Source organism: Saccharomonospora sp. CUA-673 (assembly GCF_001942305.1).
Classification (GTDB): domain Bacteria; phylum Actinomycetota; class Actinomycetes; order Mycobacteriales; family Pseudonocardiaceae; genus Prauserella.
This window is the reverse complement of sequence record NZ_MKKE01000004.1, coordinates 1-20,312: the sequence shown is the minus strand read 5'-3', so window position 1 is coordinate 20,312 and position 20,312 is coordinate 1. Positions and strand designations below refer to the sequence as shown.

The window sequence follows — 20,312 nt, the reverse complement described above, 5'->3', positions numbered from 1 at the left end:
CGGCCGCGGCGGGCGGCCGGTGCGCAGGGTCTCACCCCCGGGTGCTGACAGAACTGTACGGACGTACTAGAACTGTCGCTATGTCTGCCGGCGGGTCGGAATCAGCGGGTGCCTCGCCCTGGCGGCACGGCCCGTTCCGGTTGTCGCTGGTGGCGACGGCGGTCGCGCTGTGCGGCTATGCGCTGCTGTTGCCGGTCGTTCCCCTGTGGGCCGTCAACCAGGGTGCGGGCACGTTCGCCGCCGGCGCCGCCACCGGCGTGTTCATGGCCAGCACCGTGGTCACCCAACTCGGCACCGGCGTGTTCGTACGGCGGTACGGCTACCGGATCGCGGTGTTGTGGGGGATCGCGTTCCTCGGCGTGCCGACGCCGCTGCTGATCGTGTGGACCTCCTCGCCCGGCATCCTGACCATCTCGCTGCTGCGCGGCATCGGTTTCGGCCTGCTCACCGTGTGCGGCAGCGCGCTGATCGCCGAACTGCTCCCGTCGTCCGCGGTGTCGTGCGGGTCGGGGATCTACGGGCTCGCGACGGGTATTCCCCAGCTGATCGGCCTGCCTGCCGGTCCGTGGCTCGCCGAGCACTGGGGCTTCGTCGCGGTGTTCGTGCTGTCGACGGCACTGCCTGCGCTGGCCGTGCTGCCGGCCTACCTGCTGCCGCCCGCACATCCGACCACCGAACCCGCGGGCGGGGGTGGCCTGCTCACGACCGCGCGGGTCACGTGGAAACCGTGGCTGCCGATGCTCGCCGCCTCCACCGGCCTCGGTGCGCTCACCACGTTCACCCCGATCGTGCTGCTGACCCCCGAGTCGTCGATCGCGCTGCTGCTGATGCCGCTGGCGACGACCCTGTCGCGGTGGGCGGCGGGCCGCATCGGCGCGCGGTCGGCGGGCCGGTTGCTGACGCCGGCGCTGGCGCTGGTCGGCGTCGGCCTCGCCGGGTACGCGGGTTTCGCCGAGACCGGGCCGATGTGGCTGGTCGTGGTGTCGATGGTCGTGTTCGGTATCGGCTTCGGCGCCGTGCAGAACGAGTCCCTCGTCGCCATGTTCCGCCGGACCTCGGCGGGCAAGGCGAGCATCTCCTGGAACGTCGCGTTCGACGCGGGCCAGGGCGTGGGCGCCGTCGCCGTCGGTGCCGTGGTGGCCGGCTCCACCTACGGGGTGGCGTTCGGCCTGCTCGCCGCGTCGTCGCTGGCGCTCCTGCCGGTGGCGATGTCGGCCCGGCGCAAGGGTTAACCTGGACCCGTGCCTTCTGTTGTGATTCTCGACTACGGATCCGGCAACCTCCGCAGCGCCGAACGCGCCGTCCAGCGCGCCGGCGCCGACGTCGAGGTGACCGCCGATCCGCATGCGGCCGTCGAGGCCGACGGGCTCGTCGTGCCCGGCGTCGGCGCGTTCGCCGCGTGCGCGGAAGGCCTGCGCTCGGTGCAGGGGGAGCGCATCATCGGCAAGCGGTTGTCCGGCGGCAGGCCCGTGCTGGGCATCTGCGTCGCATGCAGATCCTGTTCGACCGCGGCGTCGAGCACGGCGTCGAATCCGCGGGCACCGGCGAGTGGCCCGGCACGGTCGAACGGCTGCAGGCCGACATCCTGCCCCACATGGGCTGGAACACAGTCCGCGCGCCGGAGGGTTCGCAGCTGTTCACCGGGATCGACCCCGACGAGCGGTTCTACTTCGTGCACTCCTACGCGGTGCGCACCTGGAGCATGCAGTCCGAGCTCAGCGGTCAGCAGCCCCTCGTGACCTGGGCCAACCACGGCGAGGACTTCGTTGCCGCCGTCGAGAACGGCGCACTGTGCGCCACCCAGTTCCACCCCGAGAAGTCCGGCGACGCGGGCGCACAGCTGCTGCGGAACTGGCTCGGTCGCCTCTGAACCGCGTGCGGCGGTGAGTCGGACGTGCCGGTGAACGGCGGGTGTCGGACTCGCCCCTGTGGCCCGAACGGCCCAGCCGGGCCTTACAGTGGGCTCTCGTGACGCTGACACTTCTTCCGGCCGTTGATGTGGCCGATGGCCAGGCCGTGCGGCTCGTGCAGGGCGAGGCCGGCACCGAGACGTCCTACGGTTCCCCCCTCGAGGCTGCGCTGAACTGGCAGCGCGACGGCGCCGAGTGGGTGCATCTGGTGGACCTCGACGCCGCGTTCGGCAAGGGCTCCAACCGCGAGCTGCTCGCCGACGTCGTGGGGAAGCTCGACGTGGCGGTCGAACTGTCCGGCGGCATCCGCGACGACGAATCGCTGAAGGCGGCCCTGGCGACCGGGGCCCGGCGCGTGAACCTCGGCACCGCGGCGCTCGAATCGCCCGACTGGTGCGCCAAGGTCGTCTCCGAGTACGGCGACCGCGTCGCCATCGGCCTCGACGTGCGCATCGGCGAGGACGGCTACCGGCTCGCCGCGCGCGGCTGGACCCAGGACGGCGGCGACCTCTGGGAGGTCATGGAGCGGCTCGACACCGACGGGGCCGTGCGGTACGTCGTCACCGACGTCAGCAAGGACGGCACCCTCAAGGGCCCGAACCTCGGCCTGCTGCGCGAGGTCACCGCGCGCACCGACGCGGCCGTCATCGCCTCCGGCGGTGTGTCCAGTGTGGACGACCTGCGCGCACTGGCGACCCTCGAGTGCGACGGCGTCGAAGGGGCGATCGTCGGCAAGGCGCTCTACGCCCGCGCCTTCACCCTCCCCGAAGCCCTGGAAGCAGTAGCCTCCGCCTGATTTTTGGGGCCCTCGGGAGCTTTGGGGGCGTTACTCCGCGACGCGGATGGCGATGCCGACCGTGCGGTTCGTGCCGCCGCGCAGGCGGCTGCCGAACAGCACCAGCCGGCCGAACAGGCCGTACTTGCGGGCGATGGCCGTCCTGGTGCGCACGCTGCCCTCGTGGTCGAGCACGCGTGCCGTCCCGCGCACGGCCGGCCCGTGGGTCTTCGTGCCGCGCATGTCGCACGCGGTGAGCTCGACGTCGGCGCCGGCCCGGATCCGCTTGACCTTCCCCGCGTTGCGTTCGCTGAACACCACGAGCTCACCGTCGGACGGTGCGATCCACACCGGGGTCGGCACCGGTGTGCCCGACCGGCGGAACGTCGTCAGCAGCACGTACTTCTCGGCGCCGAGCTGCTCGGCCGTCGACGTCTCCGGTGTGTTCTCGGCCGATTCGCTCATGGCCGCACACTCTAGTCGGAACGCGGCGGGGTGGACCCGACGTGCATGGTGTCGCCGCAGGCGCGCAGCGGATCGTGCAGGTAGTTCATCAACGGCACGGTGACCTCGTCGGCGTAGTCGCGCACCCGCTGCAACGCCTCCCGGTTCGGCACGGCGTCCTTGCGGACCCAGTCGCCGTCCGGCCACGCATCGTCGCCCGGGAGTGCGTAGATCTGGTGATAGTCGCGCTGCAGTCGTTCGTCGTCCCGCAGGCTGTGCCACGGCAGTCGGGTGTGGATGAACGTCGGTCGGGTCTCCTCGAAGACGTAGTCGCGGATCTCGTCGTACTCGCGATCGCTGATCAGGTGCGCCATCTCGATGTTGGTGAGGCCGGCCATGTCGACGATCTCCAACCGGCTGGTCATCGACGAGCCGCCGAGGTCCGGCATGAACAGGCTCGCCTGTTGCAGGCCGAGCGTGTCGGCGTAGCCGTTGAACGCCCGTCCGTAGCGGTCGGCGACGTGGCAGGCCGACAGGGTCGGGTTGGCGCGGAAGTCGTTCGCGGCGTTGACGAACGTCGCCCCGGTGCCCACGAGCGCGACCACGAGCGCCACGATCGCGACGACCCGGCCGCGCACCCGCATCCGCCGGAACGCCTCGGTCGTGACGAGCACCGTGACGAGCGCGCCGAGGATCCAGATCGGCGTGGCGAATCGCAGCTCGCCCATCCAGTCCTCCTCGAGGACCGTGAACGCGGTCAACGCGAGCCCCAGCGGCACCAGTAGAGCGAGCAGCCCCGGCCGCCACCAGCGCCCGCGCGAGCACCAGGCCGGCCATCAGCACGACCAATACGATCGCCGGCGCCCCCGCATAGTCGACGATTTGTCCGATCTTCGTGAAGTCCTCGGGCGCGGGGAGGCTCTGCGATTTCGCGATCGACGGAGCCGACAACCATTCCCCGAACGTGACGCGTCGCCACGTGAAGTACGCGGTAACGGGCACCAGGAACGCGGTGACGGAGATCAGAATGTGCCGGATACTCGCGGTGAACGTGAACCGTCCCGTCGGCTGTTCGGCGGAATAATCACGGGATTGCCCGGCAGAACTCCACAGCATTCCGAGTACGACGATCGGATACACCCCGCCGTAAATCAGACCTTCCGGGCGGGTGAGCGCCGCGAGCGCGGCGAGGAGCCCGGTGGCGATCGCCAGTCGGCTGCGCAGCACCCTGCCGTCCAGGGCCGCGCGGAACACCAGTACGGCGAGTGTCGTGATGAGCAGGCCGTACAACGCGTTCTCGAGCCCGGACACGATCCAGATGACGAACGACGGCGTGCTCGCCAGCAACGCGCCCACCGCGAGCGTGCCGAGCCACGGCCGGCGCTGCACCTTCGACAGCGCCGCATGGCACGCCGTGAGGATTCCGGCGCACAGCACGAGAGCCAGCGCCTTCGGGAAGAACGCGTAGTCCGGCATCCCGAGGATCGTGCCGCGGTCGAACAGGCCGGCCAGCTTGCCGAGGGCCAACAGCAGCGTCCACGTGACGTTGGAGAACCCCTCGACGGGCTGCCCTCCGTCCTGCACGACCGGACCGAGGCCCTCGGCGAAGCTGCGCGCGTACGAGAACGAGATCGCCGCGTCGTCGATGATCCAGAAACCGTAGTGCTGGCCGTGGGCGGTGATCAGCGCGGTTCCGCCGAGGACGGACGCAACGGCCGAAATTCTCGTCCGCCACGAGCCGGCCCGGCGGGCGGGGCGCGGTTCGGGGACGTCCGCACGGTCCCCGAGCGAGGCGGTTCCGGGTGTTTCGGCCGGTTGCGTCGTGACCATTGATGGGTAGGTCGTCACAATTCTTGGATTCTACGGACGTACCGGTCCTAACGTGTGGCGGGATCTGTTCGGGGTAATTTTTACTGTTTTGCGTTTTTTTATTCCGGTGGATGGGTACGCTGGCGGCCGCACCGGCGTACCCACCGCCCGAACCGACGCGCTCCGCGCGACCTCTTACGCCCGCCCGTCTCCCACCGCCGCCCAAACGGACGCGCTGCGCGCGACCTCTTAGTCTTTAAACCATGTCCGTTGCTGTGAGGGTGATCCCGTGTCTGGACGTCGACGCGGGGCGAGTGGTCAAGGGCGTCAACTTCGTCGACCTGCGGGACGCGGGTGATCCCGTGGAGCTCGCGCGCGCCTACGACGCCGCCGGCGCCGACGAGCTGACGTTCCTGGACGTCACGGCCTCCTCCGGCGACCGCGAGACGACGTTCGACGTCGTCCGGCGCACGGCCGAGCAGGTGTTCATCCCGCTGACCGTCGGCGGCGGCGTGCGCAGTACCGAGGACGTCGACCGGCTGCTGCGAGCCGGCGCGGACAAGGTCAGCATCAACACGGCCGCCATCGCCCGCCCCGAACTGCTCCGGGAGGCCTCCGAGCGGTTCGGTGCCCAGTGCGTCGTGCTGTCGGTCGACGCGCGGCGCGTACCGGAGGGCGGCGAGCCGACGCGTCCGGGTTCGAGGTCACCACGCACGGCGGGCGCAAGGGCACGGGCACCGACGCGGTCGAGTGGGCGGCCCGTGGCGAGGAGCTGGGCGTGGGGGAGATCCTGCTCAACTCGATGGACGCCGACGGCACGAAGGCCGGGTTCGACCTCGAGCTGCTGCGACTGGTGCGCAAGGTGGTCCAGGTGCCGGTGATCGCCAGCGGCGGCGCGGGCGCGGTCGAGCACTTCCTGCCCGCGGTCGAGGCGGGCGCGGACGCAGTGCTGGCGGCGAGCGTGTTCCACTTCGGCGAGTTCACGATCGGCGATGTGAAGCAGGCGCTCCGTGCCGGGAACGTGGAGGTCCGATGAGCGACAATCGCGGAGCTTGCGGAGCTGCGCTCATCGGGACCGACCGGGTGCGGGTGTCCCGCAAGGCACTGGAGGTCCGATGAGCGACAATCGCGGAGCCGGTGGAGCCGGCGGTCTCGACCCGGGGATCGCGGGGCGGTTGAAGCGCAACGCCGACGGGCTGGTGTGTGCGGTGGTCGTGGACCACGCGACGTCGGACGTGCTGATGGTGGCGTGGATGGACGACGAGGCGCTCGCGCAGACCCTGGCGACGCGCCGGGCGACGTACTTCTCGCGCAGCCGCGGGCAGCTGTGGGTCAAGGGGGAGACGTCGGGCAACACGCAGTACGTGCGTGAGGTGCGCCTGGACTGCGATGCCGACACGCTGCTGTTGCGCGTCGACCAGACGGGGCCGGCGTGCCACACGGGTGCGCGCACGTGCTTCGACGCGGACCTGTTGCTGGCCGACCCGGCGTAACCCGCCGGGACCGCTTCACTCGCCGTCGATGTTCCCGGTGAGGTAGCGCTGCAGGGTCGGTCCGATCGCGGCGGCGAGGGTGTCGATGTCGGCCGAGTGGATGGGCTCGAGCTGGACGACGTAGCGGGCCATGCCGGTGCCGATGAGCTGGGTGGTGCACAGCGTGGCGCGCAGCTCGGGCCGGTCGGTGTCGATGGTGCTGGTGAGGCGGGCGAAGATCTGGCTGACGAACACCGTCTTGAGGACCTGCATCGCCTCGGGGTGGCTGGTGATGCTGCGGATGAGGGCGGTGAACCGTTCCCCGCCGACGCCGTCCCAGCGGTCGAGGAAGGTGCGCACGATGCGGTCGCCGACGTTGTCGGGTCCCTCGGCGGTGATGACGTCGATGACCTGGGCGATGTCGAACGGCACGTCGAGCACGGCCTTGGCGAACAGCTGTTCCTTGCTGCCGAACCAGTGGTTGACCATCGCGGGGTCCACGCCGGCGCGGCCGGCGATGGCGCGCACGGTGGCGCCGTCGTAGCCGTTCTCGCCGAACTCGGCCCTGGCGGCGGCCAGCAACGCGGCGCGCGTGTCCTCGCCGGCGGGCCTGCGGCCGCGCCTGCGCGGCGGGTCGTCGGCGCGTCCGGGGTGGTCGCGTGGTCGGTGTTCCCGGAGGCGTCTCCGGCGGCATTGTCACGGGCGGTCGACACCCCGCCATCATCACCCATGGCCGGTCCCCGGATCCCACCGCCGGGAGCGCCGGGCCTCAGCGGCACAATGAGAGCCATGGTCGCTGCCCATTCCGTCGAGGCCGCCCGGGTCGGCCTCGGCGCCGTGACGCCGTCGTCCGACGAGTTCCGCGCGCTGGCCGAGGACCGTCGGGTCATCCCGGTCGTGCGCCGGGTGCTCGCCGACGCCGACACGCCCGTCGCGCTGTACCGCAAGCTCGCCGACAACCGCCCGGGCACGTTCCTGCTCGAATCGGCGGAGAACGGCGAGTCGTGGTCGCGATGGTCGTTCATCGGCGTGCACAGCCCGTCGGCCTTGACGGTGCGCGACGGCAAGGCGGTGTGGACGGGCACCCCCGTCGCCGGGCTGCCCACCGAGGGCGACCCGTTGACGGTGCTGCGCGAGACCCTGCAGATGCTGCACACCGAACCGTTGCCCGGCATGCCCCCGTTGACGGGCGGCATGGTCGGCTACATCGGCTACGACGCGGTGCGCTGGCTCGAGCGGCTCCCCGAGATCGCCGAGCGCGACATCGACATCCCCGAGTTGACGATGCTGCTGGCGACCGATCTGGCGGCCTTCGACCACCACGAGGGCACCGTCACGCTCATCGCGAACGCGGTGAACTGGGACGACAGCCCCGAGCGGGTCGAGGCGGCCTACGCCGACGCGGTGCGCAGGCTCGATGCGATGACGGCCCAGCTGGCCGCGCCGCGCCCGCCACGAACGCGGTGTTCGACCGGCCCGCACCGGAGTTCGACCGGAGGCGCACCAAGGAGGACTTCCACGCGGCGGTCGAGGCGGCGCGGGAGGCCGTGCACGCCGGTGAGGCGTTCCAGATCGTGCCGTCGCAGCGGTTCGAGATGCGCACCGGTTCCGACGCGCTCGACATCTACCGGGTGCTGCGGACGTCCAACCCGAGCCCGTACATGTACCTGCTGCGCATGGACGGTTTCGACATCGTCGCTCGAGCCCCGAGTCGCTGGTCACCGTGCGGGACGGCAAGGCCACGACGCATCCGATCGCCGGTACGCGCTGGCGCGGGGCCGATCCGGAGGAGGACGCGCAGCTGGCCAAGGGGCTGCTCGCGGACGAGAAGGAACGTGCCGAGCACCTGATGCTCGTCGACCTCGGGCGCAACGACCTCGGCAAGGTATGCAAGCCGGGATCGGTGCAGGTGGTCGACTTCTTCGCCATCGAGCGCTACAGCCACGTGATGCACATCGTCTCGACCGTCACCGGCGAGCTGGCCGACGACAAGACGGCCTTCGACGCGGTCACCGCGTGCTTCCCCGCGGGCACCCTGTCCGGGGCGCCGAAGGTGCGGGCGATGGAGCTCATCGAGGAGCTCGAACCGACCCGGCGTGCGCTGTACGGCGGGGTCGTGGGCTACCTCGACTTCGCAGGCGACGCCGACACCGCCATCGCGATCCGCACCGCGCTCGTCAAGGACGGGGTTGCGCACGTGCAAGCCGGTGGGGGTGTGGTCGCCGACTCGGAGGCCGAGTACGAGGACAACGAATCGCTCAACAAGGCGCGCACGGTGTTGTCGGCGGTCGCCGCCGCCGGCACGCTGCGCGCCGCGACGGATGACGTCCGCCATGTCTGATCCCGCCACGTCCGAACAGGCCGACCAGACCGTGTGCGACCAGCCAGACCAGGCCGACCAGCTCGACCAGTCCGACCGGGCAGCGACGCCGAACGCCGGTGCCGACCGGCGGACGCTGTGGGTCGCGGTGGTGGCGCTGCTGCTCGGCGCGGCCGCGCTGTGGGGCGCATCGGCGCTGGTCTGGATCGACGTGCCGCGCGGCTTCACCGTCGACGGCCGCATGGTCGAGGAGCTGGCCGGGTCCGATCTCGTGCAGTGGCCCGTGCCGATCGCGCTGTTCGCGCTGGCGGCCGTCGCGGCGGCCGCCGCGGCCCCGGGGCTGCTGCGCCGGATCCTCGGGGTGCTGCTGCTGGCCGCCGGTGTGTGGACCGGGTACCTGGCGCTCGGCGGCGACGTCGGCGACCCCGAGTGGACCGGCTGGGCCGTCGGGTACGAGGGCTCCTCCGGCGAGCCGGAACGCACCGTGTGGGGTCCCGCGGCCGCGGTGGCGGGCGGGGCGCTCATCGCCGTGGCGGGCGCGCTGCTCGCCGCCAAGGGACACCGGATGGCGCGCATGGGTGCGAAATACGCCGCGCCGGGCACGCAGCGCGTCAAGCGCGACCCGGACACCGAACTGTGGGACGCGCTGTCCGAGGGCAATGATCCCACCGACGGCCCCACCGACGGCCCCACCGACGGCCCCACGGACGGGCGAACGGACGAGCGCGGGGGCACCGATGCCGGCGGGGTTGGTCCGAACGGACCTTCCGGTTCCGGCCAGGCGCGGTAGAACGACTGGTGGACAACGCGATTCCCGACCCGCGCCCGGTCTGGACGAGCCTGCGGGTTAGCATCGTTTCAGCGGGAAGGGGAAGGTTTTTGTGAGCCACCTTGCGAGTGAATCAACGGTCCCGACACCCGGTGAGGTCATTCGGTGAGCGTTCTCGAGGACATCGTCGCGGGCGTGCGAACCGACCTCGCCGAGCGTGAGTCGGCGCTGCCGTTCGACGAGTTGAAGAAGCGTGCCGCCGACGTGGCCGCTCCGCGGGACGTCATGGCGTCCCTGCAGGAGTCGGGCATCGGCGTCATCGCCGAGGTCAAGCGGAAGAGCCCGTCGAAGGGCGACCTGGCCGCCATCCACGATCCGGCCGCGCTGGCGAAGGATTACGAGGACGCGGGCGCGCGCGTCATCAGCGTGCTCACCGAGCAGCGCCGTTTCGGCGGCTCGCTCGACGACCTGGCGGCCGTGCGTGCCGCCGTCGACGTGCCGCTCCTGCGTAAGGACTTCATCGTCAGCCCGTACCAGGTGCACGAGGCGCGGCTGTACGGCGCCGACATGGTGCTGCTCATCGTCGCCGCGCTCGAGCAGAACGCGCTCGTCGCGCTGCTCGACCGGGTCGAGTCGCTGGGCATGACCGCCCTGGTCGAGGTGCACAACGCCGAGGAGTGCGACCGGGCCCTGGAGGCGGGCGCATCGGTGATCGGCGTCAACGCGCGCAACCTGCACACCCTCGAGGTGGACCGCGACGTGTTCGCCCGGCTGGCGCCCGGCCTGCCGATGGAGACGTTCAAGATCGCCGAGTCCGGGGTACGCGGACCGGGCGACCTGATGGCCTACGCGGGGCACGGCGCGGACGCCGTGCTCGTCGGCGAGGGCCTGGTCGCCACGGACGACCCGAAGGCGGCGCTCGTCCAGCTCGTCACCGCCGGGTCCCACCCGGCCTGCCCGCGACCCAGTCGCTGAGGAGAACCGAACCGAGTGAGTGAGACCTCGACCGACGGCGTGACGGAGCACGGCCCGGACGCGCGCGGCCACTTCGGCCCCTACGGCGGCCGGTTCCTGCCCGAGGCGCTGATGGGCGCGCTCGACGAACTGGCTGCCGAGTACGACAAGGCGCAGCACGACCCTGCGTTCACCGAGGAGTTCGCGCGGCTGCTGTCCGGTTACGCGGGCAGGCCGTCGCTGCTCACCGAGGCCCCGCGGTTCGCCGAGCACGCGGGCGGTGCCCGGGTCTTCCTCAAGCGCGAGGACCTGAACCACACCGGCTCGCACAAGATCAACAATGTGCTGGGGCAGGCGCTGCTCACCAAGCGGATGGGCAAGAAGCGCGTCATCGCCGAGACCGGCGCCGGCCAGCACGGTGTCGCGACGGCGACCGCGTGCGCGCTGCTCGACCTCGACTGTGTCGTCTACATGGGCGAGGTCGACACCGAGCGGCAGGCGTTGAACGTGGCGCGGATGCGGCTGTTGGGTGCCGAGGTGATCCCGGTGGGCACCGGGTCGCGGACGTGAAGGACGCGATCAACGAGGCGCTGCGCGACTGGGTCACGAACGTCGACACGACGCACTATCTGCTGGGCACGGCGGCCGGTGCGCATCCGTTCCCGGTGATGGTGCGCAACTTCCACAAGGTCATCGGCGAGGAGGCGCGCCGGCAGATCCTGGAGCAGGCGGGCCGGCTGCCGGACGCCGTCGCGGCGTGCGTCGGCGGCGGGTCGAACGCGATCGGCATCTTCCACGGGTTCCTCGACGACCCGGACGTGCGCCTGGTGGGCCTCGAGCCCGGCGGCCACGGCCTGGAGAGCGGCGAGCACGGCGCGACGCTGAGCCAGGGCACGCCCGGCACGTTGCACGGCGCGTTGTCGTACCTGCTGCAGGACGAGGACGGCCAGACCACCGAGGCGTACTCGATCTCGGCGGGCCTGGACTACCCGGGCGTGGGTCCGGAGCATTCGTACCTGAAGGACACCGGCCGCGCCGAGTATCGGGCGGTCACCGACGACGAGGCCATGGACGCCTTCCAACTGCTGTCGAAGACCGAGGGGATCATCCCGGCGATCGAGTCCTCCCACGCGCTGGCGGGCGCGTTGCAGCTGGGCCGGGAACTCGGGCCGGACGGTCTGCTCGTCGTGAGCCTGTCGGGGCGCGGCGACAAGGACGTCGACACGGCGGCTCGGTACTTCAATCTCGTGGAGGACGTGTGAGCCGCATCGACGAGCTGTTCGCGCAGACCCGTGCCGAGGGCCGGGGCGCGCTGATCGGCTACCTGCCGGCCGGGTATCCGACGGTGGACGAGTCGAAGGAGCTGTTGGCCGCGACGGTGGACGCCGGCGCGGACCTGGTGGAGGTCGGCTTCCCGTACTCGGACCCGGTGATGGACGGGCCGACGATCCAGGCGGCCGCGGACACGGCGCTGCGGAACGGTTTCCGGCTGAAGCATCTGTTCGAGGTCGTCGAGTCGGTGTCGAACCGGGGCGGCCGGGCCGTGGTGATGACGTACTGGAACCCGGTGTTCCACTACGGCGTCGACGCGTTCGCCAGGGACCTCGCCGCCGCCGGTGGCCTGGGCCTGATCACGCCGGATCTGACGCCGGATGCGGGCACGGACTGGGGCGAGGCCTCGGAGCGGCACGGATTGGACCGGATCTACCTGGTGGCGCCGTCCTCGTCGGACGAGCGGCTGGCGTTGACGGCGAAGGCGGCGACCGGCTTCGTGTACGCGACGGCGGTCATGGGTGTCACGGGCGCGCGCGAGAGCGTGGGCGCGGCGGCGCACGGCCTGGTGGAGCGGACGCGGCAGCACACGGATCTGCCGATCGGTGTGGGTCTGGGTGTGCGTTCGGGTGAGCAGGCCGCCGAGGTGGCCGGGTTCGCGGATGCCGTGATCGTGGGTTCGGCGCTGGTCACGAAGGCGGGGGAGAGCACGGCGGCGCTGACGGCGTTGACCGAGGAACTCGCCGAGGGTGTGCGCCGCCCGCGCGTGTGACGCGCCCGAGCCGGCACTGATCGGCCACGTTAGGGTGGCCGTGTGAGCATCGCCTCGTCTGTCTTCCTCGCGACCATTCCCAGTCCCGATCGTGGGGTCTGGGAGGTCGGACCGCTGTCGCTGCGCGCGTATGCGCTGTTCATCATCCTCGGCATCGTCGCCGCCATCTGGTTGGGCGAGCGGCGTTGGCAGGCCAGGGGCGGCAGCAAGGGCACGGTTGTCGACGTCGCGGTGTGGGCTGCGCCGATGGGTCTCATCGGTGGCCGGCTGTATCACGTGATCACCGACAACCAGCTGTACTTCGGTGAGGGCCGCGACCCGATCCGGGCGCTGTACATCTGGGAGGGCGGACTCGGCATCTGGGGCGCCATCGCCCTGGGTGCGGTGGGCGCGTGGATCGCGTGTCGCCGTAAGGGAATCCCGTTGCCGGCGTTCGCGGATGCGGTGGCGCCGGGCATCATCATCGGCCAGGCGATCGGCCGGATGGGCAACTACTTCAACCAGGAGTTGTACGGCGGGCCGACGGATCTGCCGTGGGGGTTGGAGATCTACCGGCGGGTGTCGCCGGACAGCCCGGGTATCGAGGACCCGCTGAACGGTGTGGCGCTGAACGATGTGCCGATCGAGATCGTGCATCCGACGTTCCTGTACGAGTTGTTGTGGAACCTCGGTATCGCGCTGCTGATCATCTGGCTGGACAAGAGGCTGCGCCTGGGTCACGGCCGGGTGTTCGCGTTGTACGTGGCGGGGTACACGGCGGGCCGCTTCTGGATCGAGCTGATGCGCACGGACCCGGCGAACGAGATCCTGGGCCAGCGTGTGAACGTCTGGGTGTCGGCGCTGCTGTTCGTGGGCGCGGTGGCCTACTTCGTGTTGGCGAGGTCGCGGGGCGACCGGGAGGCGCCGGAAACGTTGCGCTCCAACGACGACATCGACGACGAGCCGGACGCCAAGGACGACCGGGACGCCAAGGACGACGAGTCGGAGCGCGCGGACGAGAGTGCGCACGAGCAGGCGGAGACCTCGGAGACCTCGGAGACCTCGGACACGTCGGACCGGCCCGAGGGCAACCGCTGACGCTGCTGTCGCTGTCGGCACTGCCGCCGGCGGCGCCGTCATCGTGCGCCCGTTGAGTCGGGTGTGGACGGTCGCGGTGTGAGGACGGGTTCGGTGCGTCCGGTGTAGGCGATGCCGTGTGGTGTGGTCACGGTGGTCGTGCCGTTCGTGGGGGGAGCGGCGCGTGTTCCAGCGGGGGTTGTGTTTGAGCCGGTGGTGACGGCGGCACAGTGCGCTGCCGTTGTCCACCGACGTCCTGCCGCCGGAGCTCCAGGAGCGGGCGTGGTCCCAGTCGCAGTGCCGGGCGGGTCGGCGGCACCAGGGCACGACGCATTCGCGGTCGCGGATGCGGACCAGGTCGCGGATCGCGGCCGAGGATTGTCGGCGCGTGCGTCCGAGTGAGACAGGTGTGCCGGTGGTGGGATCGCAGAGGACTGTGCGCCGGGTGCTGCGTGGGTTGGTCATGATGTCGCGGGCGACGGCGGCGGGGATGGTTCCGTAGCCGTCGAGGTGGCAGCCGGTGTCGGTGATGCCGAGTGCGGTGGACGCGGGCAGGTGCAGGGACACGGTGGCGGCGGTGTCGGGTGCGGTGACGCCGAGGGAGCGGCCGAGGAGCAGGTCGGTGGTGACGTCGGCGCGGAGCTGGTCCATGGTGCGGGTGCGGTCGGTGCGGCGGAGTGCGCGGGCGAGTGAGTCGACGCGGGCGTAGATCGCGGATGCGGATTCGGTGGGCGCGGACAGGATGATGCGTGATACGACGTTCTCGTCGTGCACGATTTCCACTTTCCGTGCCGAGCGTGCGGCCCGTGTGCGCGCGGCGGCGGAATCGGGGTCGAGCCGGTCGGCGATTTTCCGGGTGTGTGCGGCGCGATTGTCGGGCATGAATGTGGTGGCCGGTGCGGCGGCGAGTTTGTCGGACAGCGCCGTGTCGACGGCCCGTGCCGAGGAGTCGGACATCCCCGAGGTGGCGGCGAGGATGCGGAGCGCCCCGTAGGAGTCGATCTCCCCGTGGAACATCCGCTGGAGCACCCGAGGGTGGCGGTCTTTCAGTGCCACAGCGCGAGAAACGCGTGCAGTGGCCTGCGCACGCGACACTCGCAGCACAGGCCGCAACGCGTCGACCAAGCTGGCCGAGCAGCGCTCCAGCGAGGCCGCCTGAGCAAGGATTGAGGCCTCACGGGCATCCAGTCGAGCCCGAGCGGCACGAACCGCGTCGAGCTCGAGAAGGACCCTTGACATCGCATCGGACATAACGCAATGATAACGAACAAGACAACGAAATGCACCACCCAAACGTGTAACCCGCCCCGAAGTGTCATCCCGTCGACCTGGGCGAAGCCCGATCGCGCTGATCCGAGGTGCAACCCACAGCAAGAACGGAAACGCAGAAACACAAACCTTGCGCCCTCGGATCAGCGTGATAGCCGTAAGGCAGGTCGACGGGATGACACTTCGGAACAGCGGCGCAGCCGCCCCCTTCATCCCGGAGACCTGCCGAGCCGGCGAGGCGCCCCCTCCATGTCCCAAACCGGCACCCAATCCAACCCCCAAACCTTGACCCCCACCCACCCCCAGTCGTATGTTCACTACAAGAACAATCGTGCGTACTGCGCACGGAACGCGAGGTAGGCAACGTGGCAGACATCGTGACTCTCGCCGAGGGGATCGGCGATCTGGTGGCCGACGGTGACACGGTCGCCATGGAGGGCTTCACGCACCTCATCCCGCATGCGGCGGGGCACGAGATCATCCGCCAGGGGCGTCGTGATCTCACGTTGGTGCGGATGACGCCGGACATCGTGTACGACCAGCTCATCGGTGCGGGCTGTGCGCGGAAGCTGATCTTCTCGTGGGGCGGGAATCCTGGTGTGGGTTCGCTGCACCGGTTCCGTGACGCCGTGCAGCGCGGTTGGCCGGTGCCGCTGGAGATCGAGGAGCACAGTCACGCGGGGATGGCGAACCGCTACGTGGCCGGGGCCAGCGGGCTGCCGTTCGCGGTGCTCCGCGGCTACCGCGGAACCGACCTGCCCGAGCACACGTCGACGATCAAGTGGGTCACGTGTCCGTTCACGGGTGAGGAACTGGCCGCGGTGCCGGCGATCAACCCGGACGTCACCGTCATTCACGCGCAGCGCGCCGACCGTGCGGGCAACGTGCAGATGTGGGGTCTCGTCGGTGTGCAGAAGGAGGCGGTGCTCGCCGCCGAACGCAGCCTCGTCACCGTCGAGGAGGTCGTGGACGAACTGGATCCCGTAGCGGGACAGGTGATCCTGCCGAGCTGGGCCGTCACGGCGGTCGCCGAGGTGCCGCGCGGCGCGCACCCGTCGTACGCGCAGGGCTATTACGACCGCGACAACGCCTACTACCGGCATTGGGACTCCATCGGCAGCGACCGGGAGGCGTTCGGCAACTGGGTGCGGGAGCTGGGCCAGGAGTCGGTGAAGGAGGCAACGCGATGACCGCGCCGGCGGACTGGACGTCCGACGAGATGATGTCGATCGCTGCGGCGCGCGCGTTGCGCGACGGCACCCGCTGTTTCGTGGGCATCGGCCTGCCGTCGACGGCGGCCAACGTCGCGCGCCGCACCCACGCGCCCGACCTGGTGCTCATCTACGAATCGGGCACGCTCGGGTCCAAACCGGACGTGTTGCCGTCGTCCATCGGCGACGGTGTGCTCGCCGAGACCGCGGACGCGGTGATCAGCGTCCCCGAGGTGTTCAACTACTGGCTCCAACCGGGGCGGATCGACGTCGGCTTCCTCGGCGCCGCGCAACTCGACCGGTTCGGCAACATCAACACCACCGTCATCGGTGACGACTACTCCGATCCGAAGGTGCGGCTGCCCGGAGCCGGGGGCGCGCCCGAGATCGCCGCGTCGTGCGGCGAGGTGTTCGTCGTCGTCCGGCAGAGCACGCGCAGCTTCGTCGAGAAGGTCGACTTCGTCACCTCGGTCGGGCACGGTGCGGGCAAGGGCGACCGGCAACGCCTCGGCCTGCCCGGGGCGGGTCCGACGCTCGTGATCACCGACCTCGGCATCCTGCGCCCGGATCCCGACACCTCGGAACTCGTCCTGACCGAACTGCACCCGGGCGTCGAGGTCGACGACGTGCGGGCGGCCACCGGCTGGGACCTCACCGTGGCACCCGACGTGGGCCGCACCGATGCGCCGACGTCGGAGGAACTGACCACCCTTCGGACCCTCAAGGAGGCGTCGGGATGACCGACGTGTTCGTGCTCGATGCCGTCCGCACCCCGTTCGGCAAGTACTCCGGCGGACTGGCCGGCCAACGGCCCGACGACCTTGCCGCGCACGTGCTCGCGGCGCTACGGGACCGCGGCGGGTTCGATCCGGCGACTGTGGACGAGGTGCTGTTCGGCGCCGCCAACCAGGCGGGGGAGGACAACCGCAACGTCGCCCGGATGGCCGCACTGCTGGCCGAGTGGCCGACGTCCGTGCCCGGCGCCACCGTCAACCGACTCTGCGGCTCCGGCCTCGACGCCGCGATGCAGGCGAGCCGCACGATCGCGACGGGCGATGCGTCGCTGGTCGTGGCGGGTGGGGTCGAATCGATGAGCCGCGCGCCGTGGGTGCTGCCGAAACCGGAGAAGGGGTTCCCCGCGGGGAACCAGACGTTGCACTCGACGACGCTCGGCTGGCGGCTGGTGAACCCGCGGATGCCGGAGCGGTGGACGATCTCGCTCGGCGAGGCGACCGAACGGCTCGCCGAGAAGTACGGCATCACGCGCGAGGCCCAGGACGCGTTCGCCGCTGCCAGCCACGTCAACGCGGCGCGGGCGTGGGACGCCGGCTTCTACGACGGCCACGTCGTACCGGTGCCGGGCACCGATGTCACGCGGGACGAGGGAATCCGCGGTGACTCCACAGTGGACAAGCTGGCGGGTCTGCGGCCGGCTTTCCGCGGCGACGGGACGATCACCGCGGGCAACGCCTCACCGCTCAACGACGGCGCATCGGCCGTGCTGCTCGGCGACCGGGCGGCGGCCGACCGAATCGGGGCGACACCTCTCGCGCGGATCGCGGGCCGCGGCGCCGCGGGCGTCGACCCGGACGTGTTCGGCATCGGACCGGTGGAGGCGGCGGAGATCGCGTTGCGCCGCGCGGGCATCGGCTGGTCGGACCTGGCGGCGGTGGAGCTGAACGAGGCGTTCGCGGCCCAGTCGCTCGCCTGCCTGGCCGACTGGCCCGAGCTGGACCCGGCGATCGTCAACGTCAACGGCGGGGCGATCGCCATCGGCCACCCGCTCGGCGCGTCCGGCGGCCGCATCCTGGGCACGCTCGCGCACGAACTCGCGCGCACGGGCGGCGGTTACGGTCTCGCCGTGATCTGCATCGGCGTCGGCCAGGGCCTGGCCGTCGTGCTGGAAGCGTGAGAGCCGGGCGAGGAGAAGCCATGCGCGTGCACAGTGTCGTGGAAGGACCCGCCGACGGTGAGGTCGTCGTGCTGTCGGGTTCGCTCGGCTCGAGCCTGGAGATGTGGGACCCGCAGGTGCCGGCGCTCGTCGCCGCCGGATACCGGGTGGTGCGCTACGACCACCGCGGGCACGGGCGCACCCCGGTTCCCGAGCATCCGGCGACGTTGGCCGACCTCGGCGGTGACGCCGTCGCCCTGCTCGACGACCTGGGCGCCGAACGGGCGCACGTCGTGGGCCTGTCGCTCGGCGGGATGACCGGCATGTGGCTCGGTGTCCACGCGCCGGAACGGATGCGCAGCCTCGTGCTGTGCTGCACGTCGGCGGCGCTCGGCACACCCGAGTCGTGGGCCGACCGCGCGCGGACCGCGCTGCAGGGCATGTCGACGATCGCCGACGACAGCGTCGGACGGTGGTTCACCGCGGGCTGGCTGGCCGACCATCCCGAGCAGCGGGCGTACTACCACCGCATGGTCGCCACGACACCCGCCGCCGGGTACGCCGCGTGCTGTCACGCCATCGGCGGCATGGACCTGCTCGACCGGCTGCCCGCCGTCACGGCACCGACGCTCGTGATCGCGACCGCCGACGACCCGGCCACGCCACCCGACGGGCACGGCAGCGTCATCGCCGACGCGTCCCGGGCGCGCGGCTCGAGGTCGTCGACGACGCCTCGCACCTGGGCAACGTCCAGCAGCCGGAGCGATTCACCGAGCTCATCACGACGCACCTGCGCGGAGCCTGACGGTGAACGGGCCGGGCGGCCAGTAGGTTGAGTGTCCTATGAGCACACCCCACGAGTCGGAACGCGCCACGCACCACGTGCAGTCGCTGGAGCGTGGCCTCGCGGTGATCCGGACGTTCGGCGCGGACACCCCGCAGCGCACGCTGAGCGAGGTCGCCAAGGAAACCGGGCTGACACGCGCGGCGGCGCGCCGGTTCCTGCTGACGCTGGCCGACCTCGGATACGTGCGCAGCGACGGCAAACACTTCTCGCTCACGGCGAAGGTGCTCGAACTGGGCTACGCGTTCCTGTCGAGCCTGTCGTTGCCGCAGCTCGCCCAACCGCACCTGGAATGGCTGTCGGGCGAGGTGAGCGAGTCGAGCTCCATGTCGGTGCTGGAGGGCACGGACATTGCGTACGTCGCGCGAGTCGCGGTGTCGCGGATCATGGCGGTGACGATCAGCGTGGGCACCCGGTTTCCCGCACACGCGACGTCGATGGGGCACGTGCTGCTGGCCGGTCTGTCCGATGAGGACCTCGCCGGATACCTCGACGCCGCGACGTTCCACCGGTTCACCGACCGCACCACCGACTCGGCCGCGGCGTTGCGGGCCGAACTGTCGGCCGTGCGGGAACAGGGGTACGCGCTCGTCGACCAGGAACTGGAGGACGGCCTGCGGTCGATCGCCGTGCCGGTGCGCGGATCCGACGGCCGGGTCGCCGCCGCGGTCAACCTGTCGACCCACGCCTCCCGCACCACGCCCGACCAGATGCGCCGGCGGTTGCTGCCACCGCTGCAGGAGGCGGCGCGGCGCATCGAGGCCGACCTGACGTCCGTCGCCCCGCCCGGCACATGACGGCGGGTCTCGTACTGGCCGCCGGCGAGGGCCGGCGCTTCGGCATGCCGAAAGCCCTCGCCACCCACCGCGGCGAACCGCTCGTCGCCCGCGCCGTGCGGGTACTGACCGAGGGGGGCTGCGACCCCGTGTTCGTCGTCCTCGGAGCACGCGCCGAGGAGGCCCGTCCACTGGTGCCGGAGTCCGGCATCGTGCTCGTCGCCGACGACTGGGCCGAGGGCATGGGCGCCTCCCTCCGCACGGGGCTCACGGCGCTCGAGGCCTGGCAGAGCGGGGAGGGGAGCCCTGGATCCTCGGTGGAAGCTGTGCTCGTGCAGTTGGTCGACCTGCCCGACGTCGGGGCCGGAGTTGTGTCGCGGATACGGGCGTGTGCCGGGGTCGACGCCGTCGTGCGGGCCGCCTACGACGGGGTTCCCGGGCATCCCGTGTTGTTCGGGCGACGGTGGTGGGGCGAGATCGCCGAACACGCTGTTGGTGACCAAGGTGCGCGTGGGTGGTTACGCGGGCGCACCGACGTCCGGGTCGTCGAGTGCGGCGACATCGCCACCGGCCGCGACGCCGACACCCCCGACGCCTGGAGTAACCCCCTTGGGGGTGGCGCGGGCCCGGTTTCGTGCCGTGTCAGCATTCTGCGTCGCCGTGTTGGCGTTCTGCGTCGCCGTGTTGGCATTTCGCGTCGTTGTGTTGGCGGTTTGGGCGTGGGATCTGCGCTTGGGGTGAGCGGTGCCTCGCCGGCGGGCAGGTCTC

At 70.9% G+C, this 20,312-nt stretch carries 16 protein-coding genes and 6 pseudogenes; 18 read left to right on the top strand and 4 right to left on the bottom strand.

What is annotated here, in order from left to right; all coding sequences use genetic code 11:
- The first annotated feature begins 80 nt into the window (after positions 1–80).
- The 3 genes and pseudogenes from BJF85_RS02390 to priA all read left to right on the top strand — a co-directional run bounded on the left by BJF85_RS02390 (position 81) and on the right by priA (position 2,706).
- Entirely contained in the window at positions 81–1,232 is a 1,152-nt protein-coding gene (locus BJF85_RS02390; RefSeq protein ID WP_075845578.1) for an MFS transporter, read from the top strand.
- Positions 1,233–1,241: 9 nt separating this feature from the next.
- A pseudogene (gene hisH, locus BJF85_RS02385) lies at positions 1,242–1,870 on the top strand (imidazole glycerol phosphate synthase subunit HisH).
- Positions 1,871–1,968: 98 nt separating this feature from the next.
- The gene (gene priA / locus BJF85_RS02380; RefSeq protein ID WP_075845577.1) at positions 1,969–2,706 is read left to right on the top strand and encodes a bifunctional 1-(5-phosphoribosyl)-5-((5-phosphoribosylamino)methylideneamino)imidazole-4-carboxamide isomerase/phosphoribosylanthranilate isomerase PriA; all 738 of its coding nucleotides are present in this window, start codon (positions 1,969–1,971) and stop codon (positions 2,704–2,706) included.
- Positions 2,707–2,736: 30 nt separating this feature from the next.
- Here the strand turns inward: priA and BJF85_RS02375 are convergent, their stop codons facing one another.
- Positions 2,737–3,150 (bottom strand): PPOX class F420-dependent oxidoreductase, encoded by a 414-nt coding sequence (locus BJF85_RS02375; protein ID WP_075845576.1) that lies wholly within the window; start codon positions 3,148–3,150, stop codon positions 2,737–2,739.
- Positions 3,151–3,161: 11 nt separating this feature from the next.
- Positions 3,162–3,908 (bottom strand): hypothetical protein, encoded by a 747-nt coding sequence (locus BJF85_RS27025; RefSeq protein WP_139320424.1) that lies wholly within the window; start codon positions 3,906–3,908, stop codon positions 3,162–3,164.
- A 419-nt stretch (positions 3,909–4,327) separates the two neighbouring features.
- Here BJF85_RS27025 and BJF85_RS27020 point away from each other — a divergent pair, with 419 nt between their 5' ends.
- The 3 genes and pseudogenes from BJF85_RS27020 to hisI all read left to right on the top strand — a co-directional run bounded on the left by BJF85_RS27020 (position 4,328) and on the right by hisI (position 6,431).
- On the top strand, positions 4,328–4,597 hold the full coding sequence (locus BJF85_RS27020) for a hypothetical protein (protein WP_139320423.1): 270 nt from the start codon (positions 4,328–4,330) through the stop codon (positions 4,595–4,597).
- Between the two features lie 604 nt (positions 4,598–5,201).
- A pseudogene (gene hisF, locus BJF85_RS02365) lies at positions 5,202–5,974 on the top strand (imidazole glycerol phosphate synthase subunit HisF).
- A gap of 79 nt (positions 5,975–6,053) precedes the next feature.
- Positions 6,054–6,431 (top strand): phosphoribosyl-AMP cyclohydrolase, encoded by a 378-nt coding sequence (gene hisI, locus BJF85_RS02360; protein WP_075845575.1) that lies wholly within the window; start codon positions 6,054–6,056, stop codon positions 6,429–6,431.
- Positions 6,432–6,446: 15 nt separating this feature from the next.
- On the opposite strand, the gene BJF85_RS02355 is transcribed toward hisI, so the two are convergent.
- Positions 6,447–6,992, bottom strand: a complete 546-nt coding sequence (locus tag BJF85_RS02355; RefSeq protein ID WP_075845574.1) for a TetR/AcrR family transcriptional regulator — start codon at positions 6,990–6,992, stop codon at positions 6,447–6,449.
- Positions 6,993–7,199: 207 nt separating this feature from the next.
- Here BJF85_RS02355 and BJF85_RS02350 point away from each other — a divergent pair.
- The 6 genes and pseudogenes from BJF85_RS02350 (at position 7,200) to lgt (ending at position 13,574) form a co-directional block, all read left to right on the top strand.
- Positions 7,200–8,751 (top strand): annotated as a pseudogene (locus BJF85_RS02350) (anthranilate synthase component I).
- Positions 8,744–9,520, top strand: a complete 777-nt coding sequence (locus tag BJF85_RS02345; protein WP_075845573.1) for a Trp biosynthesis-associated membrane protein — start codon at positions 8,744–8,746, stop codon at positions 9,518–9,520. Before BJF85_RS02350 ends, BJF85_RS02345 begins: the two are co-directional and overlap by 8 nt.
- A 144-nt stretch (positions 9,521–9,664) precedes the next feature.
- The gene (gene trpC, locus BJF85_RS02340) at positions 9,665–10,474 is read left to right on the top strand and encodes an indole-3-glycerol phosphate synthase TrpC (RefSeq protein ID WP_075845572.1); all 810 of its coding nucleotides are present in this window, start codon (positions 9,665–9,667) and stop codon (positions 10,472–10,474) included.
- Positions 10,475–10,489: 15 nt separating this feature from the next.
- Positions 10,490–11,715 (top strand): annotated as a pseudogene (trpB, locus tag BJF85_RS02335) (tryptophan synthase subunit beta).
- Complete coding sequence (trpA, locus tag BJF85_RS02330) at positions 11,712–12,497, top strand: tryptophan synthase subunit alpha (protein WP_075845571.1); 786 nt, start codon at positions 11,712–11,714, stop codon at positions 12,495–12,497. The pseudogene trpB and the gene trpA overlap by 4 nt, the downstream one beginning before the upstream one ends.
- A 42-nt stretch (positions 12,498–12,539) precedes the next feature.
- Entirely contained in the window at positions 12,540–13,574 is a 1,035-nt protein-coding gene (gene lgt / locus BJF85_RS02325) for a prolipoprotein diacylglyceryl transferase (protein WP_075845570.1), read from the top strand.
- A gap of 378 nt (positions 13,575–13,952) precedes the next feature.
- Here lgt and BJF85_RS30990 read toward each other — a convergent pair.
- Positions 13,953–14,792, bottom strand: a pseudogene (locus tag BJF85_RS30990) (DUF222 domain-containing protein); the annotation flags it as partial.
- A gap of 395 nt (positions 14,793–15,187) precedes the next feature.
- Here BJF85_RS30990 and BJF85_RS02315 point away from each other — a divergent pair.
- The 6 genes and pseudogenes from BJF85_RS02315 to BJF85_RS02290 form a co-directional block, all read left to right on the top strand.
- A complete protein-coding gene (locus BJF85_RS02315) occupies positions 15,188–16,012 on the top strand; it encodes a CoA transferase subunit A (RefSeq protein ID WP_075845569.1) in 825 nt (274 codons plus the stop codon).
- Entirely contained in the window at positions 16,009–16,773 is a 765-nt protein-coding gene (locus tag BJF85_RS02310; protein WP_075845568.1) for a CoA-transferase subunit beta, read from the top strand. Before BJF85_RS02315 ends, BJF85_RS02310 begins: the two co-directional genes overlap by 4 nt.
- Positions 16,770–17,945: a thiolase family protein gene (locus BJF85_RS02305; RefSeq protein ID WP_075845567.1), complete on the top strand. Its 1,176-nt coding sequence runs from the start codon at positions 16,770–16,772 to the stop codon at positions 17,943–17,945. Before BJF85_RS02310 ends, BJF85_RS02305 begins: the two co-directional genes overlap by 4 nt.
- 20 nt (positions 17,946–17,965) lie before the next feature.
- Positions 17,966–18,729, top strand: a pseudogene (gene pcaD, locus BJF85_RS02300) (3-oxoadipate enol-lactonase).
- A gap of 38 nt (positions 18,730–18,767) precedes the next feature.
- Positions 18,768–19,565 carry an IclR family transcriptional regulator C-terminal domain-containing protein gene (locus BJF85_RS02295; RefSeq protein WP_075845566.1) on the top strand — a complete coding sequence of 266 codons (798 nt, stop codon included), beginning with the start codon at positions 18,768–18,770 and terminating at the stop codon, positions 19,563–19,565.
- The coding region (locus BJF85_RS02290; RefSeq protein WP_075845565.1) for a nucleotidyltransferase family protein at positions 19,562–20,312 on the top strand (751 nt) is incomplete at its 3' end. The genes BJF85_RS02295 and BJF85_RS02290, both read left to right, overlap by 4 nt.

Bases quoted from the DNA above. Each gene is read 5' to 3' on its own strand.
- BJF85_RS02305 (WP_075845567.1), top strand. From the start codon at position 16,770: ATGACCGACGTGTTCGTGCTCGATGCCGTCCGCACCCCGTTCGGCAAG.
- BJF85_RS02295 (WP_075845566.1), top strand. From the start codon at position 18,768: ATGAGCACACCCCACGAGTCGGAACGCGCCACGCACCACGTGCAGTCG.
- BJF85_RS02310 (WP_075845568.1), top strand. From the start codon at position 16,009: ATGACCGCGCCGGCGGACTGGACGTCCGACGAGATGATGTCGATCGCT.
- hisI (WP_075845575.1), top strand. From the start codon at position 6,054: ATGAGCGACAATCGCGGAGCCGGTGGAGCCGGCGGTCTCGACCCGGGG.
- BJF85_RS02390 (WP_075845578.1), top strand. From the start codon at position 81: ATGTCTGCCGGCGGGTCGGAATCAGCGGGTGCCTCGCCCTGGCGGCAC.
- BJF85_RS02345 (WP_075845573.1), top strand. From the start codon at position 8,744: ATGTCTGATCCCGCCACGTCCGAACAGGCCGACCAGACCGTGTGCGAC.
- BJF85_RS02375 (WP_075845576.1), bottom strand. From the start codon at position 3,150: ATGAGCGAATCGGCCGAGAACACACCGGAGACGTCGACGGCCGAGCAG.